Raw genomic sequence first — 10,407 nt, 5'->3', positions numbered from 1 at the left:
ACGCCGTAGCGCCGATGGTAGTGTGGGGTCTCCCCATGTGAGAGTAGGGAACTGCCAGGCATCAAACAAGTGAAGAGGCCATCCGGAAGGATGGCCTTTTTGCGTTTCTGCGCTGCACAAACTAATCCCCCAACACCCTGCTTATACGGTAAACTATCTGCGTTTTTGCATCAGGATAGCGTCTATGAACCACTCCCTTAAGCCCTGGAATACCTTTGGCATTCAACGCAATGCTAATCAAATTGTACGTGCCGATACTGCACAGCAGCTGCTGGATGCATGGCAAAGCGCAACAGAAAAAAACGAACCTGTACTGATTCTGGGCGAAGGAAGTAATGTCCTGTTTCTCGACGATTTTGCGGGAACGGTGATCGTTAACCGCATCATGGGAATTGATGTGGAAGAGCGTGCCGATAGCTGGCGCTTGCACGTGGGGGCTGGCGAAAACTGGCATCACCTGGTGCAATTTACCCTCGAACAAGGGATGGCGGGTCTTGAAAACCTTGCGCTTATTCCAGGCTGCGCCGGATCGTCACCCATTCAGAACATTGGTGCCTACGGCATCGAACTCAAACATGTCTGTGACTATGTCGACTGCATCGAGCTGGCGACCGGAACGGCCACGCGTTTAACGGCAGAACAGTGCCGTTTTGGCTATCGTGACAGTATCTTCAAGCATGAATATCAGGATCGCTACGTGATTGTCGCCGTGGGCCTGCGTCTGCCGAAGAACTGGCAGCCCGTATTGACCTACGGGGATTTAACGCGTCTCGATCCGGCTACCGTTACCGCACGCGACGTTTTTGACTCGGTTTGCCATATGCGGATGACCAAGCTTCCCGATCCCAAAGTTAGCGGAAATGCAGGAAGCTTCTTCAAAAACCCGGTGATCGGCGGCGAAAATGCCCGACGTTTTCTGAAGGAGTGGCCAACCGCGCCACATTACCCTCAGGCGGATGGCAGCGTGAAGCTGGCAGCAGGATGGCTTATCGATCAATGCCAGCTAAAAGGCACTTCAGTCGGCGGGGCAGCCGTTCACCGACAGCAGGCTCTGGTGCTGATTAACCAGCGCGATGCAACCAGCGACGATGTGGTACAGCTGGCTCATTATGTTCGTCAGCGTGTGGGCGAAAAATTTAACGTCTGGCTGGAGCCAGAAGTCCGCTTCATTGGTCGCACAGGTGAAGTCAACGCCGTGGAGACTATCGCATGAAGGACAATACGGTCCCGTTAACCCTGATTGGTATCCTGGCGGATGGTGAATTCCATTCCGGCGAGCAGCTGGGTGAACAGCTTGGCATGAGCCGCGCCGCCATTAATAAACATATCCAGACGCTTCGCGACTGGGGGGTTGATGTGTTCACGGTTCCCGGAAAAGGGTACAGCCTGCCGGAGCCGATACAATTATTGAATGAAGACACGATCCGCAGCCAGATTGGACACGGTAATGTGGCGGTGCTGCCGGTGATTGATTCGACGAACCAGTATCTGCTGGATCGTCTGCCTGAGCTGAAATCCGGCGATGCCTGCGTTGCTGAGTATCAGCAGGCCGGTCGCGGTCGTCGTGGCCGCAAGTGGTTTTCCCCCTTTGGTGCCAACCTCTATCTGTCTATGTACTGGCGACTCGATCAGGGCCCGGCCGCTGCCATTGGCCTGAGTCTGGTCATCGGTATCGTTATGGCGGAGGTGCTTCACGATCTGGGTGCGGATCAAGTGCGTGTTAAATGGCCTAACGATCTGTACCTCAACGATCGTAAACTCGCCGGCATTCTGGTTGAACTGACGGGAAAAACGGGCGATGCGGCGCAAATCGTCATTGGTGCGGGCCTCAATATGGTGATGCGCAATGTCCAGAATGATGTGGTGAATCAGGCCTGGACTAACCTCCAGGAGGCGGGGATCGTCATCGATCGTAACACCCTTGCCGTACGTATGATTAAAGAGCTGCGCAGCTCGCTCACGCTTTTTGAGCAGGAAGGGCTGGCACCGTTCCTGTCTCGTTGGGAAAAACTGGATAACTTCATCAACCGCCCGGTGAAATTGCTGATTGGGGATAAAGAGATCTACGGCACTTCCCGCGGTATTGACGCTCAGGGCGCGCTGCTCCTGGAGCAGGATGGCGTGATCAAACCCTGGATGGGCGGTGAGATTTCCCTGCGGAGTGCCGAATAACCGGATGGAGTTAATGATGCGAAAACCCGTCTGCGCGACGCTGGCCGTCATGATGAGCTTGTTGTTCTCACCCCTCTCTCAGGCGGGACAGGCCTGGGAGAGTTACAAAGCACGCTTTTTCAAACCGGAAGGCCGCATTGTCGATACCGGCAATGGCGGCGTGTCGCATACGGAAGGTCAGGGCTTTGCCATGCTGATGGCAGTCGCCAACGACGATAAAGCCACGTTCGATAAGCTCTGGCAATGGACAAACCGTGAGCTGAAGAACAAAGAGAACGGTCTGTTTTACTGGCGCTATAACCCCGCAGAGTCCAACCCGGTCGCGGACAAAAACAATGCCGCCGATGGCGATGTGCTGATTGCCTGGGCGCTGCTTAAAGCCGATGCCCGCTGGCACGAAAAACGCTACGGTGCCGCATCGGATGCCATTACAAAAGCGCTGGTTGCCCATAGCGTCATCCGCTATGCGGGTTACCGCGTGATGCTGCCCGGCGTCCAGGGATTTAAGCTTGACGGTGAAGCGATCCTTAACCCTTCCTACTTCGTGTTTCCGGCCTGGCAGGCCTTCGCCGGGCGCAGCCATTTACCGGTCTGGCGTGAATTGATCAAGGACGGGAAGCGCCTGCTGGGAAAAATGGGCTCGGGTAAAGCGGATCTGCCCGCTGACTGGGTCTCGCTGGCATCAGATGGCAAGCTGGAACCTGCCAAAAGCTGGCCGCCGCGGATGAGCTATGACGCGATTCGTATTCCGCTGTACCTTGCCTGGTCTGATAAGCAAAGCCCGCTCCTGACGCCGTGGAAAGCCTGGTTTGGTCAGTTCCCCCGGGAACAAACGCCCGCCTGGGTTAACGTCATGACCAACGAATATGCGCCCTACATGATGGAAGGCGGCCTGTTGGCTGTACGCGATTTAACGATGGGGCAGTCTTCCGGAGAACCCGAAATCACCTCTAAAGACGACTACTATTCGGCAAGTCTGAAAATGCTGGCGTGGATTTCGGCGCAATAATAGCGCACTGACTATCCCCTCTCCCTAATGGGGAGAGGGTTAGGGGTAAATCAGTTACTGCGGATACGGTACCCAATCCCCGCCGTTCAGGCGAACGTACGGTTTGTTCTGATACTGAATGACGACCGCGTTGGCGTTCTCTGAGACTTCTGCCGTTTGCGGCAGGTTGCTGGTGAGCTGATCCCAGTTCACGCTATCTTCCACAAACAGCTTCCCGTCAACGGCACGGGCAACCAGTTCAGAGATCGCCAGATAGCTGGTCGGCTGGGTGATTTCAATCGGTGCGCCCTGATGGGGTGCTTTCATACCAAAGAATTTAATGCCAGCAGGCACGTTGGTGATGGACGGGCTTGGGATATCACGCAGACCCGACACCTGCATTCTGTCGCCTTTCAGCGCGCCGCCGTGCTCAGGTACCACAACCACCATCACTTTACGGCCTGATTTTTCCAGCTCCGTGAAGAACGCGTCCAGCTCGTCGAAGAATTTCTGCGCACGCACTTTATAATCTGCCGTTTTGCTCACGCCCGGGAAATGGTTACCGTCGTGGAGCGGCAGGGTGTTAAAGAAGGTCGCACTGCGCGGATTACTGTCTTTCTCGATGGTCTGAAGCCAGCGCTGCAGCACGGCGGTATCGTCATAAACCGGCGAGCCGTCGAAGCCCAGCAGAGTAACGGGAAGACCAGTTTGATCCATCAACGGCGCCTGCATACCACCCTGTTCACGCACCTCTTTCAGGAAGTTACCGAACTGGCCGTTATGTCCCAGCATCAGATGCTGCGTAAAGCCCAGTTTGGCGAGGTTATCAAACAGATAACACTGATTGCCGGCAGGCTGATACAGATTCTTATGCGATGCCTGACCGCAGCTTGCACGCAGCAGACGGATTGCTGCCGGGCCGCTGTACGAGGTGGCAGAGTTAAAATCTTTAAACTGAATGTCGAAATGCGACCACAGCGGATGGGACATCAAACCGGCTGCATCCACGTCGGCCCATGAGAGAGAGCAGATGTTGATCACCAGCAATTCAAACGGCTGAGCATCCGCCGGCAGCGCGTCCGGGAATTTGGTCTGTCGCTTGTCTTCTGCAGTGTAGAAGCTGGAGAGCCAGGCGTTCAGATTTGTGGAGGTCGGCGGTGCGGTCTGGGTTGGGATATCGCCCACTACAGGCGTATCGCCAGCCGTGGTAACGGTTGCTGCTGCGCTTCCCCCTGTGGTGGTCACCGTGGTGGTCGGTTGACCAGCAGGCCACAGCGAAAAGCCCGGACCAGCCAGCGTCAGCACGTTCAGCCAGATCATAATCGCGACGACAAACACCGTGATGCGGATCCACTGTGACAGGAACAGCCAGGCAACCAGCAGCACAAAGACCGCGCCAATCATCTGCCAGTTAATAAACCGCTCGGTCAGATCGAGGACATAGCTGGCGCTAAAGCCTGCCACCTGCGACCCCTGGCTCATAATGCTGTCCGGCCCCGGTAACCAGGTATCATGCCAGAACAGCGCAAAGCCGACAGGGATGGCTATCCAGTGACGCAAGCGATGCAGCCTGATATTCGGCAGGGGCATCAGCAGGAAGGCCATAAACACCAGGTTAAGAAGGGGATGGAAATTCAGATAGCCTGCCCACAGCAGACCAAACTTCACCAGAAAGTAGAAGTTCCAGCCGGAAAGGCCGCGCCAGTATTGCCAGAGCGGCGAGGGTGACGAAGCGGTATAGGTAGAATTAGTCATGTTTTCGGTCTGCCTTGACGTGTGATGCCCGTGTCAGTGTTCCGGCTGGTTTTACATAGCGAGGTTTTATAAACAGCACTCTGGCCGTATCACGGATACGACGTATGGAATGGCGTGCATAGTAGCCAAGCGGGAAAAAGATCAGCGCACAGAATATAACCAGTTGGATGATATCGCTGATATTCATGATGGTGCGTTCTCCGCGTTGTCCGTTAATAAGCGAAGGGGCTCCGGAACCCGGCGCCAGATATGGCCATCATGTCTGGCATTGAGGATCGGTTTCGCATCGCTCTTAATTGCGAGCGGTTTAGCCCATTGTTCAGGCTGGAGCGCACGCATCTGTACCAGCTCCGCGCTGATCGTATTATCTTCGAACCAAATCATACGGTTCGAGAAAATATCCCCGGTAGGCAGGGGGAAGATATGGTTAAGCGCCGTATCGAGATCGTTGACCCGGCAGAAGGACAAAAACAGTACCAGGCGATTGTCGCCAATGGTCATGATATCTCCCGTACGGTTGGGGCGACACAAAGTGAGCGCCTGTTCAACGCGGATACCCGGTACAGGACGCAGGGCAACCATAACCCCTTTTCCGTCTGCAGGAAGAAGCGTATTGCTCATCATATTGCCGACGGCGTCGCAGAAGGTATCCCATTTTTGATATCCACGCAGCTTCATCGGCTGCGTCATAGAGAGCAGCGTGGAAATGTCTTCCGGTACATGGCGGCTAAACTGCTGGCCCTGAACGCTTTCGATCAGCGTCAGGCAGCGTGACAGCGGCGCATTCCACGGAATAACCATATTTGCCCCGCAGCCAAGAAGCAGGCGCTCATCGGTGGCGCGCAGGCTGGTATTGTTTTCGCGCACGATGATTTTTAACGCGCTTCCGCGCTGGCGGCGCAGGGTGTGGATTTGCCTTGCCAGCGTCTCAATCTGGTTATTTTGCATCAATGAGAAAATAAGGGTCGCCGCCTGGGTTGTGCGGGCTTCGTGGAAAAGGTCTTCGTTAGATTCAAACAGCGACCAGTTTTCCGACAGGGCCGGTGCCCCCTCTAGAACCGCGATATGGCTCAGGATACGTTTTTCATCACTGCGCGGTTGCACCACGGTTTCTTCCTGCTGTGCCAGGTGCCACTTACCCTCGATATGTTTGAGCGTAAGTTGTTGTCTGGCCCTCACGCCTTTTTCATTACACCAGAATGCAATATCGTAGAGATAGCTGCCCACCTGGTCACGAACGCTTGCCAGACCGAACAGAGAACGATATTCACCCATTAAAAGTGAGAACAACTTGTCATTATTACTGCCGGGATTGACTATCAGTAGCGTGCAATTTTGAAATTTTGCCCATTTATTGATTTTTTCCAGCCAGGGCAGCAGTTTTTCAGCAGGGATATTTTGCAGGACGTTATTTGCACATTTAAGAATCACTAAATAGTGATCCGGATCAATAGTGCACTGAACGTCGCGGGACAAAAAGTATAGACTATCGGCTTCCGATGTCATGGAAAATAATCGCACCGTCTGAGGGCCGCGATCGTTTTCCAGCGTGATAATTTTCTTCGGATCTTCGCCCATGCTAATGACAGCCACGCGGGAATCCTTATCCTGGGCAGCAATTGTCTGGTTTACCAGACTGATAGCATCTTCATTACGGTCCGTATTAATCCACCAGACTCCTCCGACTGGCATGTGGCTCAATTCGTCCCATAATGACTGGATGCCAATAGAAAATATGGAGTCCACGGTGTCCCTCTTTTCTTCTAATTTATCTGTATCTCAGTTTACTAGCGAAAGCGTAGAAATAAACCTAACATTGAAATTAAAGAACATCAGATTTAGCATGTAAATGAAATTTCATAGGGCAGGATGCCTCGCTACTTCTGAACTGGCGATTTTACGCAAAGGGATGGAAAAAGAATGGATAATAACGAACCCGGAACCCCAGTCGACTCGACCCTGGGTTACACATTCCAAAACGATTTTCTGGCGCTGACGCAGGCCTTTTCTTTACCTGAAATAGATTACACCGATATTTCCCAGCGGGAACAGTTGGCTGCGGCTATTAAACGCTGGCCGTTATTAGCTGAATTCGCCCATCAACAATAAGGGAGCCATTGATGGCCATACTCGGATTACAGGGTGTCCGTGGGGGTGTGGGTACCACATCTGTTACCGCGGCGCTGGCGTGGTCATTACAGCTTTTAGGTGAATCGGTGCTGGTTATTGACGCCTGCGCCGATAATTTGCTGCGTATGTCGTTTAACGTCGACTTTACTCGCGAAGAGGGCTGGGCCCGCGCGCTGCTTGACGATAAAGACTGGCAGGATGCAGGTATGCGCTATACCTCCCTTCTTGACCTGCTGCCGTTTGGTCAACTGACCACCACGGAACGCGAGAATGAAGCCGCGTACCAGCGCCTGTTTTCACAATTCACGCTGGCGCTGCAGAGCCTGAGGGAAAAGGGGCACTACAAGTGGATCCTGCTGGATCTGCCGCACGGTGCCGGCACGCTGACACGACAGCTTATCGCCCAGTGCGATCATGTCCTCTCGATCGTTAACGTCGATGCGAACTGCCATATCCGCCTGCACCAGCAGGGACTGCCTCAAAATGGCCATATCCTGATTAACGATTTGCGCATTGGCAGCCAGATCCAGGACGATCTCTATCAGGTCTGGCTGCAAAGCCAGCGCCGCCTGCTTCCGATTGTCATCCATCGTGATGAGGGAATGGCGGAATGCCTTGCGTCTAAGCAACCGCTCGGTGAATACCGCAGCGATTCACTGGCGGCAGAAGAGATCCTGACGCTGGCTAACTGGTGTCTGCTGAACTTCGCCAACAGGGCGGAGCATGCAGGGAGTGCTGTATGAGTCGTCTCGCCAGCTGGTTACTCATCCCACCGGTCAGTTCGCGTTTGAGCGAACATTACCGGCATTTTCGCCGTCACGGTGCGTCGGCATTTAGCGCCGCGCTCGGCTGTTTCTGGATGATTCTGGCCTGGATGTTTATACCGCTTGAACACCCGCGCTGGCAGCGCATACGTGCACGGCACAGCGAGCTATATCCGCACATTAATCCTGACCGGCCGCGTCCACTGGATCCGGCGCGCTATCTCATTCAGGCCATCTGGCTGGTGGCAACCTCCTCCCGAACGGAGAAAAAAACGCCGCACTGGCGGAGCTTCTCCCGCGTGCAGCAGTTACGTGAACGCTATCATCAGTGGCTGGACAGACTGCCCGACAGCGTAAGCGATAAGACCAGCCATCTGGATAACCATAAAGAGCTCGGGCATCTCCACCCGGGCCTGCGGCGTTTTATCCTCGGCGTAATCGTCGTGTTCTCGCTCATTCTGGCGCTGGTCTGTATTACGCAGCCTTTCAACCCTCTGGCGCAGTTCACTTTCCTGATCCTGCTGTGGGGCGTGGCGCTACTGGTGCGCCGAATTCCGGGCCGCTTCTCGGCGCTGATGCTGATCGTGTTGTCGCTGACCGTCTCCTGCCGCTACATCTGGTGGCGTTATACCTCGACGCTGAACTGGGACGACCCGGTGAGTCTGGTGTGCGGCCTGGTGCTGCTGTTTGCTGAAACCTATGCCTGGATTGTGCTGGTGCTGGGCTATTTCCAGGTGATTTGGCCGCTCAACCGCCAGCCGGTTCCGTTGCCAAAGGACACCACCCAGTGGCCAACCGTCGATCTCTTCGTGCCGACCTACAACGAAGACCTGAGCGTGGTGAAGAACACCATCTATGCCGCGCTGGGCATCGACTGGCCGAAAGACAAGCTCAAGGTCTGGATCCTGGATGACGGCAACCGCCCGGCATTCCGCCAGTTCGCGGAGGAGGTTGGCGTCGAGTACATCGCCCGTCCGACGCACGAACACGCTAAAGCCGGGAACATCAACAACGCGTTGAAGTATGCCACCGGGGAGTTTGTCTCGATTTTTGACTGCGACCACGTGCCGACGCGCTCGTTCCTGCAGATGACCATGGGCTGGTTCCTGAAGGAGAAAGAGCTGGCGATGATGCAGACGCCGCACCATTTCTTCTCGCCGGACCCGTTTGAACGTAACCTTGGCCGCTTCCGCAAAACCCCGAACGAAGGCACGCTGTTCTATGGGCTGGTACAGGACGGAAACGACATGTGGGACGCCACCTTCTTCTGCGGCTCATGCGCGGTTATCCGCCGTAAACCGCTGGATGAAATTGGCGGTATCGCCGTCGAGACGGTCACCGAAGATGCGCACACCTCTCTGCGCCTGCACCGTCGTGGCTATACCTCTGCCTATATGCGCATTCCGCAGGCTGCTGGCCTCGCAACGGAGTCACTGTCGGCGCACATTGGCCAGCGTATTCGCTGGGCGCGCGGCATGGTGCAGATTTTCCGTCTTGATAACCCCCTGATCGGGAAAGGACTCAAGCTGGCGCAGCGTCTTTGCTACGTCAACGCTATGTTCCACTTCTTGTCCGGCATTCCGCGGCTGATCTTCCTGACTGCGCCGCTGGCGTTCCTGCTCCTTCACGCTTATATCATCTACGCCCCCGCGCTGATGATTGCGCTGTTTGTTCTGCCGCACATGATCCACGCGAGCCTGACGAACTCGAAGATACAGGGTAAATACCGCCACTCCTTCTGGAGTGAAATCTACGAAACGGTGCTGGCCTGGTACATCGCGCCGCCGACGATGGTGGCGCTGATTAACCCGCACAAAGGTAAATTCAACGTCACCGCGAAGGGCGGGCTGGTGGAGGAGGAGTACGTCGACTGGGTGATCTCCCGGCCGTATATCTTCCTGGTGCTGCTGAATATCGTGGGCGTCATTGCGGGTATCTGGCGCTACTTCTACGGCCCCGAAAACGAAATTCTGACCGTCTTCGTCAGTATGGCCTGGGTCTTCTACAACCTGATTATCCTCGGCGGCGCGGTGGCGGTGTCGGTGGAGAGCAAACAGGTTCGTCGCGCGCATCGCGTGGAAATCTGCATGCCAGCGGCGATCGCCCGTGAAGATGGCCATCTCTTCTCCTGTACCGTGCACGACTTCTCTGACGGCGGTCTGGGGATCAAAATCAACGGCCAGGCGAAGGTGCTGGAAGGGCAAAAAGTTAACCTGCTGCTTAAGCGCGGCCAGCAGGAGTATGTCTTCCCGACGCAGGTCGTTCGCGTGGTGGGCAATGAAGTCGGCCGGCAGCTGATGCCGTTGACCAAAAAGCAACATATCGATTTTGTGCAGTGTACGTTTGCCCGCGCGGATACGTGGGCTCTCTGGCAGGACAGCTTCCCGGAGGATAAGCCTCTGGAAAGCCTGCTGGATATTCTGAAGCTGGGGTTCCGTGGCTATCGTCACCTTGCAGAATTTGCCCCGTCGTCGGTGAAATTAATTTTCCGGTCACTTACTTCGCTGGTTTCCTGGGTCGTGTCGTTCATTCCTCGTCGTCCTGAGCGGGATGAGGCGAAGCAGGCGGACCCGGTTATGGCTCAACAATGATGATAAC

General features: G+C 55.1%; 9 protein-coding genes. 6 read left to right on the top strand and 3 right to left on the bottom strand.

Annotation, left to right across the window (positions count from 1 at the left end):
- Window positions 1–184 precede the first annotated feature (184 nt).
- The 3 genes from murB to ACOTXI_RS17165 are packed head-to-tail and all read left to right on the top strand — an operon-like array spanning window position 185 to window position 3,181.
- Window positions 185–1,213: a UDP-N-acetylmuramate dehydrogenase gene (murB, locus tag ACOTXI_RS17175; RefSeq protein ID WP_103786815.1), complete on the top strand. Its 1,029-nt coding sequence runs from the start codon at window positions 185–187 to the stop codon at window positions 1,211–1,213.
- Complete coding sequence (birA, locus tag ACOTXI_RS17170) at window positions 1,210–2,172, top strand: bifunctional biotin--[acetyl-CoA-carboxylase] ligase/biotin operon repressor BirA (protein ID WP_008503241.1); 963 nt, start codon at window positions 1,210–1,212, stop codon at window positions 2,170–2,172. The genes murB and birA overlap by 4 nt, the downstream gene beginning before the upstream one ends.
- Before the next feature lie 16 nt (window positions 2,173–2,188).
- Window positions 2,189–3,181 carry a glycosyl hydrolase family 8 gene (locus ACOTXI_RS17165; RefSeq protein WP_008503240.1) on the top strand — a complete coding sequence of 331 codons (993 nt, stop codon included), beginning with the start codon at window positions 2,189–2,191 and terminating at the stop codon, window positions 3,179–3,181.
- A gap of 54 nt (window positions 3,182–3,235) precedes the next feature.
- Here the strand turns inward: ACOTXI_RS17165 and bcsG are convergent, their stop codons facing one another.
- The 3 genes from bcsG to bcsE are packed head-to-tail and all read right to left on the bottom strand — an operon-like array spanning window position 3,236 to window position 6,661.
- On the bottom strand, window positions 3,236–4,915 hold the full coding sequence (gene bcsG, locus ACOTXI_RS17160) for a cellulose biosynthesis protein BcsG (protein ID WP_008503239.1): 1,680 nt from the start codon (window positions 4,913–4,915) through the stop codon (window positions 3,236–3,238).
- Entirely contained in the window at window positions 4,908–5,105 is a 198-nt protein-coding gene (bcsF, locus tag ACOTXI_RS17155) for a cellulose biosynthesis protein BcsF (protein WP_024908822.1), read from the bottom strand. The genes bcsG and bcsF overlap by 8 nt, the downstream gene beginning before the upstream one ends.
- Window positions 5,099–6,661: a cellulose biosynthesis c-di-GMP-binding protein BcsE gene (gene bcsE / locus ACOTXI_RS17150; protein WP_058654990.1), complete on the bottom strand. Its 1,563-nt coding sequence runs from the start codon at window positions 6,659–6,661 to the stop codon at window positions 5,099–5,101. The genes bcsF and bcsE overlap by 7 nt, the downstream gene beginning before the upstream one ends.
- 174 nt (window positions 6,662–6,835) lie before the next feature.
- Here bcsE and bcsR point away from each other — a divergent pair, with 174 nt between their 5' ends.
- Genes bcsR through bcsA form a run of 3 tightly spaced genes read left to right on the top strand, consistent with a single transcriptional unit; the run spans window position 6,836 to window position 10,400 of the window.
- Window positions 6,836–7,024 carry a cellulose biosynthesis protein BcsR gene (gene bcsR / locus ACOTXI_RS17145; RefSeq protein WP_008503237.1) on the top strand — a complete coding sequence of 63 codons (189 nt, stop codon included), beginning with the start codon at window positions 6,836–6,838 and terminating at the stop codon, window positions 7,022–7,024.
- Window positions 7,025–7,035: 11 nt separating this feature from the next.
- Complete coding sequence (bcsQ, locus tag ACOTXI_RS17140) at window positions 7,036–7,788, top strand: cellulose biosynthesis protein BcsQ (RefSeq protein WP_008503236.1); 753 nt, start codon at window positions 7,036–7,038, stop codon at window positions 7,786–7,788.
- Window positions 7,785–10,400 carry a UDP-forming cellulose synthase catalytic subunit gene (gene bcsA, locus ACOTXI_RS17135; RefSeq protein ID WP_103786816.1) on the top strand — a complete coding sequence of 872 codons (2,616 nt, stop codon included), beginning with the start codon at window positions 7,785–7,787 and terminating at the stop codon, window positions 10,398–10,400. The genes bcsQ and bcsA overlap by 4 nt, the downstream gene beginning before the upstream one ends.
- Window positions 10,401–10,407 lie beyond the last annotated feature (7 nt).

Origin of the sequence: Enterobacter cloacae complex sp. BZL2005 (genome assembly GCF_049238885.1) — a bacterium.
Lineage (GTDB): Bacteria > Pseudomonadota > Gammaproteobacteria > Enterobacterales > Enterobacteriaceae > Enterobacter > Enterobacter roggenkampii.
The sequence above is the reverse complement of the archived record's forward strand: the minus strand, read 5'-3'. Positions and strand labels throughout refer to the sequence as shown.

What these genes read in the sequence shown, in the direction of transcription:
- murB (WP_103786815.1), top strand. Translation starts at nt 185, where the DNA reads ATGAACCACTCCCTTAAGCCCTGGAATACCTTTGGCATTCAACGCAAT.
- birA (WP_008503241.1), top strand. Translation starts at nt 1,210, where the DNA reads ATGAAGGACAATACGGTCCCGTTAACCCTGATTGGTATCCTGGCGGAT.
- ACOTXI_RS17165 (WP_008503240.1), top strand. Translation starts at nt 2,189, where the DNA reads ATGCGAAAACCCGTCTGCGCGACGCTGGCCGTCATGATGAGCTTGTTG.
- bcsG (WP_008503239.1), bottom strand. Translation starts at nt 4,915, where the DNA reads ATGACTAATTCTACCTATACCGCTTCGTCACCCTCGCCGCTCTGGCAA.
- bcsR (WP_008503237.1), top strand. Translation starts at nt 6,836, where the DNA reads ATGGATAATAACGAACCCGGAACCCCAGTCGACTCGACCCTGGGTTAC.
- bcsQ (WP_008503236.1), top strand. Translation starts at nt 7,036, where the DNA reads ATGGCCATACTCGGATTACAGGGTGTCCGTGGGGGTGTGGGTACCACA.
- bcsA (WP_103786816.1), top strand. Translation starts at nt 7,785, where the DNA reads ATGAGTCGTCTCGCCAGCTGGTTACTCATCCCACCGGTCAGTTCGCGT.